Source organism: Azospirillum sp. HJ39 (genome assembly GCF_041507355.1).
Taxonomy (GTDB): domain Bacteria; phylum Pseudomonadota; class Alphaproteobacteria; order Azospirillales; family Azospirillaceae; genus Azospirillum; species Azospirillum thiophilum.
Map to the genome: position 1 here is coordinate 455724 of NZ_CP167912.1, position 17952 is coordinate 473675.

Below are 17952 nucleotides of genomic sequence, written 5' to 3' on the forward strand. Positions count from 1 at the left end.
TGTCCTGACGCTGGAGGCATAGCACGAAAAGCTATGTTTAAGCTTCAAACACGAGAAACATTAACAAAATGCGAAGCATTCTTCACCGAGGCGTCGCATGCCGCAATTCGATGCAACTGGTATGGCCGCCCGTGCCGTCATGCCCGGCGCCGCGGGCATCCGTCACACCGTGCAGAGGAACCGCCGCTCCGTCCCCTCCAGCACCAGGGCGGTCAGGCGGTTGGTGGCGTAGGCGCCGGTGTCGATGCCGATGCGGTTGGGCAGCAGGTCCGGCTCGGGAGCGATGGTATGGCCGTGGACGACCACCTTGCCATGGTCGGCCCGCGAGCCCAGGAAGGCGTCGCGGATCCACAGGCGGTCCTTGTCCTCCTGCCGGTCCAGCGGCACGCCGGGGCGCACGCCGGCATGGACGAAATGATAGTCGCCGATGGTCAGGTGGTTGCGCAGCCCGGCCAGGAAGGCGCGGTGGTGGGGCGGCAGGACGTTGTTCAGCATGCATTGCGCCTGGTGCAGATGCTCCATCGGCGCGTCGGCCGCCGGGGCGGTGATGCCGTAGCTTTCCAGCGTCGCGTCGCCGCCGTAGGTCAGCCAGCCGGGCGCCATCCGCAGGTCCGACAGGAAGCCCTGCATCGTGTCCTCGTGGTTGCCGCGCAGGCAGACGGCGCCGAAGGCCGGGGGCAGGCCGCAGGACAGCCGTTCGATCACCAGCCGAGAATCCGGGCCGCGGTCGACATAGTCGCCGAGGAACACGAGATAATGCAGAAGTTCGGAGCCCTGTCCGGCGTCGCGGGCGATCTGGCCGAGCAGCTGGTCGAGCAGGTCGAGCCGGCCGTGGATGTCGCCGACCGCATAGACGCGGATGCCGCGCGGCACCGCCGCCGGGCCTGCCGCCGGTTTGCCGGCCAGCTTGCCCGCCGTCTTGCCGGAGGTGGCCTCAGACCACAATCTGCGCGCCAGCTTCAACACGAGTCCGTTCTCAAATCCGTCACGCCCAGTCTCACCTGTGTGCGGGCCGGCGCCGCTTCAAGGGCCCCCCTCTGTTGCACCGCAAAAGGCCCGCCGTTGCCGGTCATGGCAGGTCGTGCGGCAGGTCGCGCGACGACAGCAGCGGGCGTTTCAGCCGCCCGGCGGCGATGTCGGCGCGCAGCCGGTCCGCACCGGCGGCGCGGATGCGCTCCAACTCCAGCCGGTTGGCCACGAAGAAGGGGTTCTGGTCGGACGAATTCTCCGGCCTCGCATGCTCCAGGTGATAGAGCGGCCCCGGCACCCGCTCCACCCGCAGCCCAAGCCCGCGGAAGCGCTCGACGATCTCGTCGTCCTCATAGCCCCAGGACAGGAAGGCCTCGTTGTAGCCGCCGCTGGCCAGCAGCAGCCCACGGTCGAAGAAGGCGCCGCCGCCGGGCGAGTTGCGGTGCATCAGCGGGAAGCGCAGGGCGGCGCCGGCCAGCGGCGCCGCCGACAGGGTGTGGCCGAAGCGCAGGACCTCGCGCCCCATGATCCAGAAGAACAGCCCGTTGTAGGGGAAGACCATGCCGTCGCCGCGCCGCGCCGCGTCGCGCGCCAGCACATACTGCACCGGGTCGACCACGATGTCGGTGTCGTGCAGGGCGACGATCGGCGTCTCCGCCGCCTCGGCCATCCGGTTGATCAGGTGGGCCTTGTGGGTGAAGGGGGTGTCGTTGCCGCGCAGATGCAGGTGGCGGCAGCGGGACGCCAGCTCGGGGCCGAGCGCGTCGGGAACGTCGCTCGGCCCGTCCTTGTCCTCGCCGATCAGGATCGTGGTGTCGGCATGCTTCAGCAGGAAGGCGACGATCCAGCGCAGGTTGCGCTTGCGGTCCTCGCTGTCGGCGCGGAAGGGGATCATGACGGTGGTGTCGCGCAGGTCGTGGCGGCCGTCCGCCAGCCGCGCGTCCATCGCCGCGCGCCGCGCCCGGTAGGCGGCATCCTGTTCCGCCAGCCGGGCCTGGGACAGGGCGTCGCCGGGATTGAGCGCCAGCGCCATCTCATAGTGATGGACCGCGGCGCCGGGCCGGCCCAGTTCCGCCTCGATGTCGCCGCGCTGGCGCCAGCCGGCCGGGAAATGGGGGTGGCGGCCCAGCAGCACGCCCAGCACCTCCAGCGCCTCGTCCAGCCGGCCGGCCCCCTGCAGCGCCTCGCTCAGATGGTATTCGGCGTCGGGAAAGTCGGGACGCTCCGCGACGGCGCGGCGGTAGATGGCGACCGCCTCCTCGGTGCGCAGGGCGCGGTGGTGCAGGGTGCCCAGGTTGAACAGGGCATCGGCGTCGGGCACCCTCTCGACCGAGCGGGTCAGGAGGTCGAGCGCGCGGCCGGCATCGCCGTTGCGGGCGGCGATGAAGCCCAGCCGGTGCAGCGCCTCGGCGTTGCCGGGATCGGCGTCCAGGATGCGGCGGTACAGCGCCTCGCCCTCCTCCAGCCGGCCGGCCTTGAGATGGTCGAGTGCGATGGCGAGCGCCTCGTCGAGCGTGACGGTCTGGACGCTGCTTGGCATGACTGGGAAATCCGTTGCGTTCTGAAGGCTTGCGACGATTCCACTTTGACACAGAGGGGGCCTCCGGTGGAATCTTCCGCCGACCCGATTGGTTTTGCGTCCAGCAAAAGGCTCCAGTTCCATCATGACCAACGATCATAAGAACCGTTCCACCGGAGGATTCGCCCTTTCCCGCCGCGCGCTCGGCCAGGCGGCGGTCGCCGGCGGCGTGCTGGCCGGCTTCGGCCGCGCCCCGGTGTTCGCCCAGGACACGACGCTGAAGGTCGGCGTGCTGCTGCCGCGCTCCGGCCTGCTGGCCCAGGCCGGCCAGGCCTGCCAGCGCGGTGCGGAGATCGCGCCGGCCGTGCTGTCCGACCTCGGCTACAAGGTCGAGGTGATGTCGGCCGACACCGAATCGAACGCCGACGTCGCCCGCTCGCGCACCGAGAAGCTGATCAACGACGGCGCCCATGTCATCGTCGGCGCCTTCGACAGCGGCCAGACCGCCGCCGCCGCCCAGGTCTGCGAGCAGCGCGGCGTGCCGCTGGTGATGAACATCGCCGCCGCCGACAAGCTGACCGAACAGGGCTTCAAGACCGTCTTCCGCAACTTCCCGACCTCCACCATGCTGGTGTCGAACGGGATGTCCTTGATGAAGGATCTGTTCGCCGCGACCGGCACCACGCCGAAGACGGCGGTGTTCCTGCACGCCAACGACACCTTCGGCATGGCGAACAAGGCGGCGATCGACGCGCTGTTCCCCAAGCTCGACATGCCGTTCCAGATCCTGGAATCGATCTCCTACGATCCCAAGGCGCAGGATCTGGCGGTGGAGGTGGCGAAGGCCAAGGCCACCGGCGCCGAGCTTGCCATCGTCACCACCCGCGCCAACGACGCCATCATGATGGTGCGCGAGATGGTCAAGCAGCGCTGGGAGCCCAAGGGCATCGTCTCCCCCGGCTCGCCCGGCCTGTATGACGAGCAGTTCTACAAGGTTCTCGGCAAATACGCCGACTACGCCATCACCAACCTGCCCTGGTACGATCCCAAGGCGGCGATGACCAAGCGGGTCGAGGCGGCGTTCAGGAAGCAGTATCCGAACGACCGTTTCGAGGGCTACGCCTTCAACGTCGCCTTCACCTTCGAGGCGATCCTGATCGCCGCCGACGCCTTCAAGCGGGCCGGCACCGCCGAATCCTCCGCCATGCTGGCGGCGCTGCGCCAGACCAACCTGTCGGACAAGCTGATGGTCGGCCCGGCGATCACCTTCGACGACAAGGGCCAGAACACCAGCCTGGTGTCCGCCTGCATCCAGAACCACAAGCTGCGCCCGACCGTGGTGCTGCCCAAGGGCTCGGCGGAAGCCGACCCGGTCTTCCCGATGCCGGGCTGGGGCAAGCGGGCGTAAGGATAGTCACCGGAGCGCCCCCTCCCGAGGCGGGAGAGGGCGCTTCTCAACTCCCCGGAGCCCTGGGCGCGCTCCAGCCGCGCAGCACGCTCACCACGCGGAGCGTGAAGACGGCCAGCACGCCGACCACCGCGACCGGCACCGGCGGCAGCTCCAGCCGCTGGCCGGCGATCACCACCGCGGCGCCCAGCAGCGCCGCCATCGCGTAGATCTCCTCGCGCAGCACCCGCGGCACCTCGGCGACCAGCAGGTCGCGCACCGCGCCCCCGCCGCAGGCGGTCATGACGCCGAGCAGGGCGGCCGGCAGCGGCGAGAGGCCGTAGGCCAGCGCCTTGCTGCAACCGGCCACGGTGAACAGCCCCAGCCCGGCGGCGTCCAGCACCATCACCGGCTTGCCCAGCCGGTTGATCGGCCGGTGGAACAGGAACGCGGCGAGCCCGGCGGCCAGCGCGGCCAGCAGATAGCGGTCGTCGCCGAGGCTGGCCGGCGGCAGCGCGCCGATCAGCAGGTCGCGGACCACGCCGCCGGCCAGCGCCGCGGCCAGCGACAGCACCATCACCCCGACCAGATCCAGCTTCTTGCGCACCGCCAGCGTGCCGCCGCTGAGGCCGAAGACGAACACGCCGACCAGATCCATCGCCATCAAGAGGGTGGAGAGGTCGGTCGGCATCGGAAGCGGAAAAGGTGGCATGGCTGGCTCGGCGCAGGGAGGTCTGCCCACAGATTGAGCATGCCCCACCCCCTCCGGCCAAGCGAAACCTCCGCTACCCCCCGTTCCGCTACACGCTGTCGAGCGCCGACAGCCGGATTCCCATCCGCCGCGCCTCCAGCATGAAGGCGCGGGTCATCTGCAACAGGTCGGTGCGCCAGTAGAGCTGGGTCAGCGGCTCGTCCAGGAAGTCTTCCGGCAGCATGGCGTAGCAATAGGTCTCCACCACCCGCAGATCCTGCGTCCAGGGATCGACGCCGTCGCGCCAGCCGATGGTCCAGCCGGCATGACCGGCGCCGATGGCCCAGCGCTCGAAATGCGGGGCGATGGTGTTGCTGTCGATCGGATCCTTCACCGGCACCTGATAGATCGCGACGAAGCGCCGGACATTCAGCTGCAACCGCATCAGCAGGGAATCGCCGAAGGCGCCTATGCGGTACAGGCAGTCGGGCGAGCCGGAGGCGTGGCTGAAGCTGACGCCAGCGCGCCGCAGCTCGGCCAGCGGCGTGGCGGAGGGGGCGTCGGCCAGCGGCGGCGTCTCGTACTCCACGGCGCGCAGATCCTCGACGACGTCATGGGTCAGCAGGTGCGAGACGCGGCTCTGAGCCTCGGCGATGGTCAGGCGGGTCACGGGCGGGCGCTCCCTTCGCGCAGTTGCTCGGTGGTCAGGGCAGGGAACGCCCGGCCCGGCCCTTTGTTCAGCCGGCCATTTGTTCATTCGCGCGGCGGGACGGCATGGTTGCGGCGATCCGCCCCTTGACCTTCCAATCGTTGGAAGCCCCATATCACTCCATGCCGAGACCAGTCGAAGGAGAACCGGCATGACCACGACCCAGCACGACAGCGCGCCCGCGGCGGCAGCTCCGCCGGCCGACCTCGATCTCGGGGTCTCGGGTATGACCTGCGCCTCCTGCGTCCGCCGGGTGGAGAAGGCGCTGGGCCGGGTGCCCGGAGTCACCGCCGTGTCGGTCAATCTGGCGACCGAGCGGGCACGGCTGACCTTCGCTGGCCAACCCGACATCAAGGCGGCGGTCAGGGCGGCGGCCGACGCGGTGGAGGCCGCCGGCTTCCACGCCGACCGGCAGGAGTTCGACCTGTCGGTCACCGGCATGACCTGCGCCTCCTGCGCCGGCCGGGTGGAGAAGGCGCTGGGCCGGCTGCCCGGCGTGGAAACGGTGGCGGTCAATCTGGCGACCGAACGCGCCCACATCGTCGCCTTCGCCGGCAGCGTCGACGGCGCCGGTCTGATCGCGGTGGTGGAGAAGGCCGGCTACGGCGCCTCGCCCCTCCGGGAGGACGGTGGCAATGCCGAGGAGCAGGCGCGGGCCGACCGCGGCCGCCGCGACCTGCAGCATGTGCTGATCGCCGCCGCCCTGTCGCTGCCGCTGCTGGCGGGCATGGCCGGCGCCCCGTTCGGGGCCGACTGGATGCTGCCGGGCTGGGTGCAGCTGGTGCTGGCCAGCGTGGTGCAGTTCTGGCTCGGCGCCCGCTTCTACCGGGCCGGCTGGAACGCGCTGCGGGCCGGGGCCGGCAACATGGATCTGCTGGTCGCGCTCGGCACCTCCGCCGCCTGGGGGCTCAGCCTGTACCTGATGCTGACCGCGCCCGCCGGTCATGGGGCCGGACATGAGCCCCATCTCTATTTCGAAGCCTCCGCGGTGCTGATCGCCTTCGTGCTGTTCGGCAAATGGCTGGAGGCGCGGGCGAAGGGCCAGACCGCGGCGGCGATCCGCGCGCTGATGGATCTGCGCCCGGCCACCGCCCGGCTGCGCCGCGGCGGCGTCGAGACCGAAGTGCCGGTGGAGCGCGTGCGCGTCGGCGACCTCGTGGTCGTCCGCCCCGGCGAGCGGATGCCGGTCGACGGCCGGGTGCAAGAGGGGGCCGGCGGCGTCGACGAATCGATGCTGACCGGCGAGAGCCTGCCGGTCGACAAGGAGCCGGGCGCCCGCGTCACCGGCGGTTCGATCAACGGCGACGGCCTGCTGGTGGTGGAGACCACGGCGGTCGGCACCGAGACGATGCTGGCGCAGATCGTCCGCATGGTGGAGGGCGCCCAGGCGTCGAAGGCGCCGATCCAGCGGCTGGTCGACCGGGTCAGCGCGGTGTTCGTGCCGGCGGTGCTGGCGGTCGCGGCGCTGACGCTGGCCGGCTGGTGGATCGTCGGCGGCGATCTGGAGACGGCCATCGTCACCGCGGTCTCGGTGCTGGTGATCGCCTGCCCTTGCGCGCTCGGTCTGGCGACGCCGACCGCGATCATGGTCGGCACCGGCGCCGCCGCCCGACACGGCATCCTGATCAAGGACGCCGAAGCGCTGGAGCGCGCCCACGCCCTGACCGCCGTCGCCTTCGACAAGACCGGCACCCTGACCGAGGGCAAGCCGCGAGTCACCGACCTGATTCCCGCCGAGGGTGTCGACGACGCGTCGCTGCTGCGCCTTGCCGCCGCGCTCCAGTCCGGCAGCGAGCATCCGCTGGCCCAGGCGCTGCGCGACCGGGCCGGGCAGGCCGGAATTGCGGTGGGGCCGGGGCCCGAGGCGGTGACGGAGTTCCGCGCACTGGCCGGGCGCGGCGTGGCCGGGACGGTGGCGGGCCGCCGCCTGCAACTCGGCAACGCCCGCGCGGTGGAGGAGGCCGGCCTGTCGCAAGGAGCGCTGGCCGCCCGCGCGGAGGAGCTGGCGGCGAGCGGCCGGACCCTGTCCTGGCTGATGGAGCTTGGTGTCGCGCCACGCCTGTTGGGCCTCGTCGCCTTCGGCGACACGGTGAAGGACAGCGCGGTCGCGGCGGTCGCCTCGCTGAAGGCGCAGGGGGTCGAGCCGGTGATGGTGACCGGCGACGGCTGGGGCGCCGCCCGCTCGGTCGCCGCGGCGCTCGGCATCGCGCGGGTGTTCGCCGAGGTGCTGCCGGGCGACAAGGCCGGGGTGATCGCGACGCTGAAGGCGGAGGGGAAGATCGTCGGCATGGTCGGCGACGGCGTCAACGACGCCCCGGCGCTGGCCGCCGCCGATGTCGGCATCGCCATGGCGACCGGAACCGACGTGGCGATGCACAGTGCCGGCGTCACCCTGATGCGCGGCGACCCGCGCCTTGTGGCCGGGGCCATCGACGTGTCGCGGCGCACATACTCCAAGATCCGGCAGGGGCTGTTCTGGGCCTTCGCCTACAATGTGGTCGGCATTCCGCTGGCGGCGTCCGGCAACCTCAGCCCGGTGCTGGCCGGGGCGGCGATGGCGCTCAGCTCGGTCAGCGTCGTGGTGAACGCCCTGACCCTGCGCGGCTGGTCGCCGCCGCAGGTCAAGCCGGAGGGCAGGCGGGAGGACGGGCGATGAAGGACGCGATGACCATCGGCGACGCCGCGAAGGCGTCGGGCGTGAACGCCAAGCTGATCCGCTACTATGAATCGATCGGCCTGATCCCGGAGGCCGGGCGGACGGCGTCCGGCTATCGACTTTACGGCGCGGCGGATGTGAATGTGCTGCGCTTCGTCAAGCGGGCGCGGACTCTGGGGTTCGGGATCGAGCGCATCCAGAAGCTGGTCGGGCTGTGGCAGGACCGCTCCCGTTGCAGCAAGGAGGTCAAGCGGATCGCCCGGCAGCACATCGACGAGCTGGACGCGAAGATCGCCGAGTTGCAGGCGATGCGCGACACGCTGCACGAGCTGGCCGACGCCTGCCACGGCGACGAGCGTCCGGAATGCCCGATCCTGAAGGATCTGGCGTCCTAAAGGAGGGCATGTCCTCCCGCCGCAACGCTTTCATGCGAAATTGCTGCGTCCGCGCAACGCTTGGCTGCCTCTATGCTCGGGGCCATGCCCGACCTTCCCGCTCCGACTCTCGGCTCCCAGCCTGCCGCCAGTCCCGCCGCCAATCCCGCCACCGGCCCCGCCAGGGACGTTCCCGCCACCGACGGGTTGCCCGTCCCGCAACGCTACTGGGCGATGGCGGCGATGACCGTCGCGCTGATCATGGCGGTGCTGGACGGCGTCGTCGCCAACATCGCCCTGCCGACCATCCAGCGTGAATTCGCGGTCGATGCCGCCGGCGCGATCTGGGTGGTCAACGCCTATCAGCTGGCGGTCACCGTCTCGCTGTTCCCGCTGGCCTCGCTGGGCGACATCGTCGGCTACCGCAAGGTCTACTGGTTCGGGCTGGCGGTCTTCACCGCGGCCTCGCTCGCCTGCGCCCTGTCGCCCAACCTGGCGACGCTGACCGTCGCCCGCGTGCTCCAGGGCATCGGCGGCGCCGGCATCATGAGCGTCAATCTGGCGCTGGTCCGCCACATCTACCCCTCCACCCATCTGGGGCGCGGCGTCGGCTACAACGCGATGATCGTCGCGGTGTCCTCGGCGGCCGGGCCGACCCTGGCGGCGCTGATCCTGTCCGTCGCCTCCTGGCCCTGGCTGTTCGCGGTCAATGTCCCGCTCGGGCTGGCGGCGCTGGTCGTGGCGGCGCGGGCGATGCCGGCCTCCACCCCCGCCGGGCACCGCTTCGACTGGCTGAGCGCCGCGCTGAACGCCGGCATGCTCGGCCTGCTGATCGTCGGCTTCAAGGGGGTGGACGGCAGCCAGCCGGCCTGGCTGGTCGCCGCCGGGCTGGGCGGCGCGCTGCTGCTGGGCGTGACGCTGGTGCGGCGCGAGCTGGCGCAGGCGGCGCCGCTGCTGCCGGTCGACCTGCTGCGCCGGCCGGTCTTCGCCCTGACGGTGGTGACCTCGGTCTGCTCCTTCGCGGCGCAGAACGCCGCCTTCGTGGCGCTGCCCTTCTATTTCGAGGATGTGTTGCACCGCTCGCTCGCCGAATCGGGGCTGCTGATGACCCCCTGGCCGCTGATGGTGGCGCTGATCGCCCCGATCTCCGGCCGGCTGGCCGACCGCTACGAGCCGACCCGGATGGCGGCGGCCGGGCTGGCGCTGTTCGCCGCCGGCCTTGCCCTGATGGCGCTGCTGCCGGCCGATCCGTCGACGCTGGACGTGGCGTGGCGGATGGCGCTGGCCGGCTTCGGCTTCGGCCTGTTCCAGACACCGAACAACAAGGTGCTGGTCAGCAGCGCGCCGAAGGAGCGCAGCGGCGGCGCCAGCGGCATCCAGGCGACCGGCCGGCTGCTGGGCCAGACGCTGGGCGCCGCGGCGGTCGGGCTGGTCTTCACCGCCATGGGCAAGGCGGATGGCACGGTGGCGGTGATGTGGCTGGGGACCGGGCTGTGCGTGCTCGCCTGCCTGACCGGCCTCTTCCGCCGCCGCGCCGCGGCGGCCTGAGCCGTTCCTGTCCCTATTGCCGGTCCGGCCGGGTCAGGGTCCGCTCGCTGCCATAGGCGAAGGTCGGCGCCTGGGCGAGGTCGGCCTGGTCGAGGTCGAGCGCCGGCCCGTCCGGCCCGTTGGTCAATGCGCCGAGCGGCACCGCCACCAGCTTCTCGCCCAGCCCGAGCACGTCGTTCGGCGCCACCACGATCCGGTTCAGCCGGTCGCCCGCCGGATTGGCAGGATCGGCCGGATTTGCCGGTTCGGCCAGCGTGAAGTCGAGGATGCGGCCGCCCGGCCGGCCGTCGCGGGTGCGCAGCTCCGTTCCCACCATCGCCCGCGCCTGATCCGGGTTGAGGGCGGCCGGCGGCAGGGCGGCGACCGGCGGCGACCCGGCCGGCGGGGAGCCGGCGGCGGCGGCGCCAGTGGGAGCGGTGCCCTGTTGCCCCTCGCGCGACGGCGCCTCCCCGCTGATGCTCGGCGGCGACGCGACCGGATCGGTGGTCGACTGGTCGTCCGGGCGGGGCGCCGTCATCAGCGGCGGGGTGGCCCCCGGTGCCGCCGCCTCGGGCGCCGGCGCCGGGGTTTGAGCCATGGCGGCACCGGACAGCAGCAGCGCTGCGGCCGGCAGGGCGCTCAACAGGGGGCGGAGCGTTCGGTGGAGAGTGGGGCGGAGCATGGCGGGCGACCCTTCCGTTCGGATTCGGTATCGCCCTGTTAACAGCCCAACCGCCCGCGGGTTGCCGGCGCCGCGCCTATTCCCTCAGGCCCCGTTGCGCCGCAGCAGGAAGACGCCCTGTTCGCCCAGCAGGTTGGCGAAGCCGGAATGGGCGCGGCTGGTCACCCGGCCTGCGCGGTCGATGATCCGGGTCTGCTCGATGGTGATGCCCATCTCCCCGGTCAGCACGACGAAGTCGCGCAGCGTGCAGAAATGGATGTTGGGCGTCTCCCACCACTGGTAGCCCAGCTTCTCGGTCACCGGCATGCGGCCGGTCAGCATCAGCTGCATGCGGACCCGCCAATAGCCGAAATTGGGCACCGAGACGATGGCGCGGCGGCCGATGCGGCACATCATCTCCAGCACGTCGCGCGGCTGCCGCATCGCCTGCAGCGTCTGGCCGAGGATGACATAGTCGAAGGCGTCGGCCGGATAGTCCTTCAGGTCGGTCTCGGCGTCGCCCTGGATCACCGACAGGCCGTGCGCCACGCATTGCCGCACGCCGTCCATGCTGAGCTCGATGCCGCGCGCGTCGACGTTCTTGGTGTGGGCCAGATGGTCCAGCAGGGCGCCGTCGCCGCAGCCGACGTCCAGCACGCGGCTGTTCGGCTCCACCATCTCGGCGATCAGCTTCAGGTCGTCGCGAATGTCCAGCATGGTCGGCCTTGGTCCCGGTCAGCGTGCGCGGCGGCGGACGGACAGGCCGCGATGCTCGGCACAGCCCTCCAGGAAGCCATGGATCACCTGATGGAACTCCGGCTCGTCCAGCAGGAAGGCGTCGTGGCCCTTGTCGGTTTCGATCTCCACGAAGCTGACATTGGCGGCGACCGCGTTCAGCGCATGGACGATGGCCCGCGATTCGGAGGTCGGGAACAGCCAGTCGCTGGAGAAGCTGGCGAGGCAGAAGCGCACCGGTGTCGTCTTCCCCCCCGGCCGGAAGGCGTTGGCCAGCGACCCGCCCGCATCGGCGGCGAGGTCGAAGTAATCCATCGCCCGGGTGATGTAGAGGTAGGAGTTGGCGTCGAACCGCTCGACGAAGGCGGCGCCCTGGTAGCGCAGGTAGCTCTCGACCTGGAAGTCGGCGTCGAAGCCGTAGGTGATCGCCTTGCGGTCCTGCAGGTTGCGGCCGAACTTGCGGTGCAGCGCCGCCTCTGACAGGTAGGTGATGTGCGCGGCCATGCGCGCCACCGCCAGCCCGGCTTCCGGCCGGGTGCCGTCCAGCAGATAGCTGCCGCCGCGCCATTGCGGGTCGGCCATGATCGCCTGGCGCCCGACCTCGTGGAAGGCGATGTTCTGCGCCGAATGGCGGGCGGCGGTGGCGATCGGCACCGCGGCGAACACCGATTCGGGGTAGGCCACCGCCCATTGCAGCACCTGCATGCCGCCCATCGAGCCGCCGATGACGCAGAACAGCTTGTCGATGCCGAGATGCTCGACCAGCAGCTTCTGCGCCCGCACCATGTCGCCGATGGTGACGACCGGGAAGGACAGGCCATAGGGCAGGCCGGTCGCCGGATCGGTGTCCTTCGGCCCGCTGCTGCCCAGGCAGCCGCCCAGCACGTTGGAGCAGATGACGAAATAGCGGTCGGTGTCGACCGGCTTGCCGGGACCGACCAGCATCTCCCACCAGCCGGGCTTGCCGGTGACGGGATGGGTCTCGGCCACGAAATGGTCGCCGGTCAGGGCGTGGCAGACCATGATCGCATTCGAGCGGTCGGCGTTCAGCGTGCCGTAGGTCTGGTAGGCGATCTGGAAGCCGCCGATCTCGATCCCGCTGTCCAGCCGCATCGGCCGGTCGACGGCCAGCCGCACGCGCCTGCCGGGCTGGGCCCGGCCGGCGGCGTCATCCGGAACCTGCCCCTCCGCATGAAGCTGGGGCTGTTGCGCGGTCGGGTGCGCGGACATCTCGATTCTTGCCTTCGGGCGTTGCTGGCCTTACGGACTCCAGCCGCCGGAACCCTTGGCTGGGCACCCTGGGCGAGCTGGGGCGGAACGGGAGCGTATAGCTACGAAGCCGGCCTTCGGAGTGTCAATGTTTTCTTTGATTTCCCGGCGCATGCGGACTACTACTTACCGGCTCTGCTTCCGATGGTTTCGTGATCGATGTCTCCCGCCCGGACCCCGCTCGACGATTTGCGCCGCGAGATCGACCAGATCGACGACGCGATCCATGACCTGCTGATGCGCCGCGCCGCCGTGGTGGAACGCATCGGGGCGGCGAAGGGCAATGGCGCCGCCGGAAACGGCAACGGCGGGCAGGCGGTCTACCTGCGCCCGGCGCGGGAGGCGACGATCCTGCGCCGCCTGATGGCCCGCCATGCCGGCTCCTTCCCCGCCCAGGTCGTCGTCCGCATCTGGCGCGAGATGATCACCGCCTTCACCCGCATGCAGGGGCCCTTCGCCGTCGCCGTCTATGCGCCGGAGGACCGCCGCGGCTTCTGGGACATCGCCCGCGACCATTTCGGCGGCTTCGTGCCGATGAGCGCCGTCAACACCCCGGCCGCCGCGCTCCGCGCCGTGTCGGAGGGGACGGCGACCGTCGCCGTGGTGCCCTATCCGGCCGACGACGATTCGGATCCCTGGTGGCGCTTCCTGGTGTCGGCCGACCCCGGCCGGCCGCAGGTGGTGGCGCGGCTTCCCTTCTGCGGCCGCGGCAACGCCCGCGGCGAGAATCGCGACGCGCTGGCCATCGCCGCCGTCCCGCACGAGCCGACGGGCGACGACCGCTCGCTGCTCAGCATCGAGATCGGCGGCGACCTCAGCCGCGGCCGGTTGAAGGACATGCTGGAGGCCTGCCGCCTGCCGCCGGTCAATTTCTGCACTTGGCATCCCGCCGGCCACGCCACCGGGATGAGCGGCGGCGGGCCGTCGGTCCATCTGGTCGAGATCGCCGATTTCGTCGACCATGGCGACCCCCGTCTGGCCGCGCTGGCCGAGCGGTCGGGCGACATCCCGGTGCGGGTCAACGTCGTCGGCGGCTATGCCGTGCCGCTGCATCTGGGCTGACGCGCCGGGCGGTTCCGCCCCGCCTCGTTCCGCCCCACCTTATCCAAGCCCAACCTTTCCAAGCCCAACCTTCCAGAAGGTCCGCAAGCCATGACCCAACCGAACGGCCCGCAGCCGCGTCCGGGGATTCTCGACATCGCCGCCTATGTCGGCGGCGAGCATCAGGGTCATATCCGCCTCGCGTCGAACGAGGGCGCGCTGGGTCCGAGCCCGAAGGCGATGGAGGCCTATGCGGCGGCGGCCTCGACTCTGCACCGCTACCCGGACGGCGGCTCGGCCGCCCTGCGCGGGGCGATCGCCAAGCGCTTCAACCTGGACGCCGACCGCATCGTCTGCGGCGCCGGGTCGGACGAGATCATCAGCCTGCTGATCCGCTCCTATGCCGGTCCGGGCGACGAGGTGCTGTATTCGCAGCACGGCTTCCTGATGTATCCGATCGGCGCCAAGTCGGTCGGCGCCACCCCGGTGACGGCGCCGGAGGACGGCTTGACCGCCAGCGTCGACCAGCTGCTGGCCCGCGTCACCCCGCGCACCCGCCTGGTTTTCCTCGCCAACCCGAACAACCCGACCGGCACCTATCTGCCGGCGTCGGAGGTGGCGCGGCTGCATGCCGGCCTGCCGCCGGACGTCGTGCTGGTCATCGATGCGGCCTATGCCGAGTACATGAACAAGGACGACTACACCGCCGGCGAGGAGCTGGTGGAGCGGTTCCCCAACGTGGTGATGACCCGCACCTTCTCGAAGATCTTCGCGCTGGGCTCGCTGCGCATCGGCTGGTGCTACGGCCCGGCCGGGATCGTCGACGTGCTGAACCGGGTGCGCGGCCCGTTCAACGTCTCGACCGCCGCCCATGTCGCCGGGATCGCCGCGGTGGAGGATGCCGAGTTCCTCGACCGCTCGCGCCGCCACAACGAGCAGTGGCGCGGCTGGTTCTGCGAGGCGGTCCAGGGTCTGGGCCTGACCGTGCATCCCAGCGTGACCAACTTCGTGCTGATCGACTTCAAGGGCCAGCCGGCCGGCAAGGACGACGCCGAGGCCGCCCGCCTGTTCCTGAAGGCGCGCGGCATCCTGGTGCGGCAGATGCCCTCCTACGGCCTGCCGAGCTGCCTGCGCGTGACCATCGGCACCGAGGCCGAGATGCGCGCGGTGGTCGATGCGCTGACGGGCTTCCTGGCGGGCTGAGACCGTGGACTGAGATCGGGGCGGCGGGGCGTGCCGGCGACGGTGCGCCCCGCCTCGCCCCGCTTTCCGTCACGCCCCCGCCGGGGGCTGTCCGGACGGGTTGCGCCAGTGCGCCCAGTCCTCCCTGGTGAGGCGCCAGATCTCGTGCTCGCCGTAGGCGGGATCGACGAAGGAGGCCGGGGCCACGCCGACCAGGGTCGCGCCGGTGCGCGCCTTGATGTCATGTGACCGCCGGTTGCCGACGGCGTTGGTGAAGAGGAGCCGGTCGAAGCCCAGGTCCTGGAACGCGAAATCGGTGACGCGGACGACGGCTTCGGTCATGTAGCCGCGCCCCCAGAAGGCCCGCCCGAGCCAGAACCCCCGATTCTCCGGCCGCCCCTCCCGCCAGAGGTCGATGGCGCCGATCAGCCCGTCCGCGTCCTTGCGATGCAGCCCCCACACCCAGCGCCCCCGCCCCTGGGTGGGAAGCACCTGATCGCGGATGAACGCGCGGACGCCGCCCGCCGGATAGGGCCAGGGGACGGCGGCCGCCAGATGCCGGACGACCTCATAGTCGATGAAGTGCCGCTCGTAGGCCTCGACATCCGCTTCCGTGACGCCACGAAGGAGCAGCCTGTCGGTGGAGAGGTCGGGGATGAGGGGGTGGCTGGGCATCGGATGTCCCTTTCGCGGCGAAGGCCGGGGAGCCGGCCCTTGCTTTCTACCACGCTTCCACGCGACCGCTTTCGACCCGAAGCCGGGCGTCCGGCGCCTTGCAAGGCGATCCTGCGTTGGTCGGCGAGAGCGTTGCCGGAGTCCGCGCGGTGACGGTCGGTCAGGTTGCCCTCGATTGCCCTCGATTGCCCGCGACGACGTGGCGGTCCGCCACCCGGTCCCGCTCATGCCGGTGTTATGATGCCGCGTCGCGCGATGCACCCGGCGAGTGGCCCATGATCCGCTTGAAGGCGCGGCTGAAGGCGGCTTGAGAGCCGTAGCCGAGCCGATGCGCGGCGGCTTCGATCGTCAACCGCTCCTGCCCGATCCACTGGGCGGCCAGCCGCATGCGGAGTTCCGTCACATAGCGGACCGGGGTCACGCCGGTCACCGCCAGGAAGCGCTCTGCGAAAACGGAACGCGAGGCGCCCATCTCCGCGGCCAGTTCCGCCACGGTCCAGTTGCGGCCAGGGTTCCGATGCAGCGCGGAGATGACGCGGCCGAGCCGCGGGTCGCGCAGCGCGTCGACCCAGCCATGCGCATCGCCGCAGCCGCATTCCACCCAGCCGCGCACGATGGAGGCGGACACCACGTCGGCCAGCCGGGCCAGGATACCGGCGTAGCCGGCGCGTTCGGCCCGCGCCTCGCGCTCCATCGCCTCCAGCATCGGCAGCATCTCGGGGTAGCGGTCGATCAGGGTGCCGACCTGCATCACCTCGGGCATCAGGCCGACCAGCGGCTGCATGGCGCCGAGGTCGAATTCCATGCAGCCGGTGAAGATGACCGCGTCCTTCGTGCGGCAGCTTTCGGCCGGGCAGGATTCGAGGGCGCTGACGTTGCCGCACAGAGGCGCCGTCGCGAAGCTGGAGACATCGCGGGCCGGCAGCTCCGGCGCCGACAGCAGTTCGTGCGCGCCGCCGCGTGGCAAAAGCACCGCATCGCCGGTGCTCAGCATAAAGGTGCCGCTGGCCGGAATCCGCAAAATGACCGGTCCGCGGGCGATGAAATGGAATTGCGCCCGCCCCTCCACCGTGCCGAAGCCGATGCCGAAGGGGGGGGCGACCTGCATGCGGCGGTATTGCACGCCGGTCAGCCGCATGCCGAGCAGAAGCTCGCTGACGAGGTCGGTGCTGGAGTGGGGTCGGGTCGGGTCAGACATATCCGGACGCCAGATCAAAAGATACGGACGTTGTGACATGGATCGTCCGGCAGCTCCATCCTATTCTGCATCGCAGCATAACCTTCCAATGAGGACTGACATGATGGGATCTGCGAGGCCGGCCGGTGCCGCGCCGATGGAGCCCGCCTGGGGCGCCGTCTTCTCCCTGACGCTCGGCGTGTTCGGGCTGGTGACGGCGGAGTTTCTGCCGGCCAGCCTGCTGACGCCGATGGCGGCCGACCTGCACATGACCGAGGCGATGGCAGGCCAGGCCGTCACCGCGACCGCCATGGTGGCGCTGGTCGCCAGCCTGCTCATTTCCGCCGCGACCCGCCGGATCGACCGGCGCCATGTGCTGCTCGCCTTTTCTGTGTTGCTCCTGGTCTCCAACCTGATGGTTGCCTTTGCCCCCGACCTGCTGTCCCTGCTGGTCGGACGGGTGCTGTTGGGGGTGGCGCTCGGTGGCTTCTGGGCCATGTCGGCCGCGATCGCCATGCGGTTGGTGCCGGAGGCGATGATCCCGCGGGCGTTGTCGATGATCTTCAGCGGCGTGTCGGCGGCCACGGTCTTCGCGGCGCCGGTCGGAAGCTATCTGGGCGACCTGCTCGGCTGGCGCGCGGTGTTCCTGATGGCCGGCGGGTTGGGGTTCGTGGCGCTGGTGGCGCAGTTCCTGACGCTGCCCCGCATGGCGCCGAACGGCCATACCAGCCTTCGGACGCTGGGCGAGGTGCTGGCGCGGCCGGGCGTCGGGTTCGGCATGCTGTCGATCATCCTCGTCTTCACCGGGCATTTCGCGCTCTTCACCTATGTCCGGCCTTTCCTGGAGACGGTGACCGGCGTCGGCATCAGCGGCGTGTCGGGCATCCTGTTGGGTTTCGGCGTGGCGAACTTCGCCGGCACCTATCTCGGCGGCGCGCTGCTGGAGCGCAGCATGCGGCTGACCCTGGCCGTCATGCCGCTGACCATGGGGCTCCTCGGGCTCGGGCTGGCTGCGCTCGGCGGTTCGCCGGTCGTTGCGTCGGCGCTGATCGCGCTGTGGGGCGTCGCCTTCGGCGCCGTGCCCGTGGCCTGGTCGACCTGGATCACCCGCACCGTACCGGACGAGGCGGAAAGCGCCGGCGGCCTCTTCGTCGCGGCGGTGCAGCTTGCCATCGCCACCGGCGCGGCAGCGGGGGGCGCCATCTTCGGGTTCACCGGCGCCAGCGGGGTCTTCGGCGTCAGCGGCGTCGTGCTGCTGCTGGCGGCGCTGGTCGTGCTGGGAGGCGTGCGGACGCGGGCGGTCGCCGTCGCCGCCTGATCCCCTGCGTCAGCGCACCCGCCGCAACGCGGAGCGCCAGGACCGGCCTCGATGGCCGACCC

Annotated in this window: 16 protein-coding genes; 7 read left to right on the forward strand and 9 right to left on the reverse strand. The window is 70.9% G+C overall.

Features of this window, described 5'->3' with window-relative positions:
* Positions 1-162: 162 nt before the first annotated feature.
* On the reverse strand, positions 163-945 hold the full coding sequence (locus ABMY26_RS29655) for a metallophosphoesterase (protein ID WP_372399094.1): 783 nt from the start codon (positions 943-945) through the stop codon (positions 163-165).
* Between the two features lie 124 nt (positions 946-1069).
* Positions 1070-2509, reverse strand: coding sequence for a tetratricopeptide repeat protein (locus ABMY26_RS29660; RefSeq protein WP_372399095.1), 1440 nt, complete (start codon positions 2507-2509; stop codon positions 1070-1072).
* 124 nt (positions 2510-2633) lie between these two features.
* Between ABMY26_RS29660 and ABMY26_RS29665 the strand changes: the two genes are divergently transcribed.
* Positions 2634-3896: an ABC transporter substrate-binding protein gene (locus tag ABMY26_RS29665; protein WP_372399096.1), complete on the forward strand. Its 1263-nt coding sequence runs from the start codon at positions 2634-2636 to the stop codon at positions 3894-3896.
* 46 nt (positions 3897-3942) lie between these two features.
* On the opposite strand, the gene ABMY26_RS29670 is transcribed toward ABMY26_RS29665, so the two are convergent.
* Positions 3943-4587, reverse strand: a complete 645-nt coding sequence (locus tag ABMY26_RS29670; protein ID WP_372399097.1) for a trimeric intracellular cation channel family protein — start codon at positions 4585-4587, stop codon at positions 3943-3945.
* Positions 4588-4675: 88 nt separating this feature from the next.
* Positions 4676-5236, reverse strand: coding sequence for a hypothetical protein (locus tag ABMY26_RS29675; protein WP_372399098.1), 561 nt, complete (start codon positions 5234-5236; stop codon positions 4676-4678).
* Between the two features lie 190 nt (positions 5237-5426).
* Between ABMY26_RS29675 and ABMY26_RS29680 the strand changes: the two genes are divergently transcribed.
* The 3 genes from ABMY26_RS29680 (at position 5427) to ABMY26_RS29690 (ending at position 9853) form a co-directional block, all read left to right on the forward strand.
* Positions 5427-7931 (forward strand): heavy metal translocating P-type ATPase, encoded by a 2505-nt coding sequence (locus ABMY26_RS29680; protein ID WP_372399099.1) that lies wholly within the window; start codon positions 5427-5429, stop codon positions 7929-7931.
* 8 nt (positions 7932-7939) lie between these two features.
* The gene (gene cueR, locus ABMY26_RS29685) at positions 7940-8326 is read left to right on the forward strand and encodes a Cu(I)-responsive transcriptional regulator (protein ID WP_372399741.1); all 387 of its coding nucleotides are present in this window, start codon (positions 7940-7942) and stop codon (positions 8324-8326) included.
* 84 nt (positions 8327-8410) lie between these two features.
* Positions 8411-9853 (forward strand): MFS transporter, encoded by a 1443-nt coding sequence (locus ABMY26_RS29690; RefSeq protein WP_372399100.1) that lies wholly within the window; start codon positions 8411-8413, stop codon positions 9851-9853.
* A 13-nt stretch (positions 9854-9866) separates the two neighbouring features.
* Here ABMY26_RS29690 and ABMY26_RS29695 read toward each other — a convergent pair whose 3' ends face one another.
* From ABMY26_RS29695 to ABMY26_RS29705, 3 genes are all read right to left on the reverse strand, one after another.
* Positions 9867-10514 (reverse strand): PRC-barrel domain containing protein, encoded by a 648-nt coding sequence (locus tag ABMY26_RS29695; protein WP_372399101.1) that lies wholly within the window; start codon positions 10512-10514, stop codon positions 9867-9869.
* Between the two features lie 84 nt (positions 10515-10598).
* On the reverse strand, positions 10599-11210 hold the full coding sequence (gene metW, locus ABMY26_RS29700) for a methionine biosynthesis protein MetW (RefSeq protein WP_372399102.1): 612 nt from the start codon (positions 11208-11210) through the stop codon (positions 10599-10601).
* An 18-nt stretch (positions 11211-11228) separates the two neighbouring features.
* The gene (locus ABMY26_RS29705; protein WP_372399103.1) at positions 11229-12458 is read right to left on the reverse strand and encodes a homoserine O-acetyltransferase; all 1230 of its coding nucleotides are present in this window, start codon (positions 12456-12458) and stop codon (positions 11229-11231) included.
* A gap of 198 nt (positions 12459-12656) precedes the next feature.
* On the opposite strand from ABMY26_RS29705, the gene ABMY26_RS29710 reads away from it, so the two are divergent.
* Entirely contained in the window at positions 12657-13559 is a 903-nt protein-coding gene (locus ABMY26_RS29710; RefSeq protein WP_372399104.1) for a chorismate mutase, read from the forward strand.
* Between the two features lie 90 nt (positions 13560-13649).
* Positions 13650-14741, forward strand: coding sequence for a histidinol-phosphate transaminase (gene hisC / locus ABMY26_RS29715; RefSeq protein WP_372399105.1), 1092 nt, complete (start codon positions 13650-13652; stop codon positions 14739-14741).
* Between the two features lie 69 nt (positions 14742-14810).
* Here hisC and ABMY26_RS29720 read toward each other — a convergent pair whose 3' ends face one another.
* The gene (locus ABMY26_RS29720) at positions 14811-15395 is read right to left on the reverse strand and encodes a GNAT family N-acetyltransferase (protein WP_372399106.1); all 585 of its coding nucleotides are present in this window, start codon (positions 15393-15395) and stop codon (positions 14811-14813) included.
* Between the two features lie 235 nt (positions 15396-15630).
* Positions 15631-16593 carry an AraC family transcriptional regulator gene (locus tag ABMY26_RS29725; protein WP_372399107.1) on the reverse strand — a complete coding sequence of 321 codons (963 nt, stop codon included), beginning with the start codon at positions 16591-16593 and terminating at the stop codon, positions 15631-15633.
* Positions 16594-16693: 100 nt separating this feature from the next.
* On the opposite strand from ABMY26_RS29725, the gene ABMY26_RS29730 reads away from it, so the two are divergent.
* The gene (locus ABMY26_RS29730) at positions 16694-17890 is read left to right on the forward strand and encodes an MFS transporter (protein WP_372399108.1); all 1197 of its coding nucleotides are present in this window, start codon (positions 16694-16696) and stop codon (positions 17888-17890) included.
* The last annotated feature ends 62 nt before the right edge of the window (positions 17891-17952 follow it).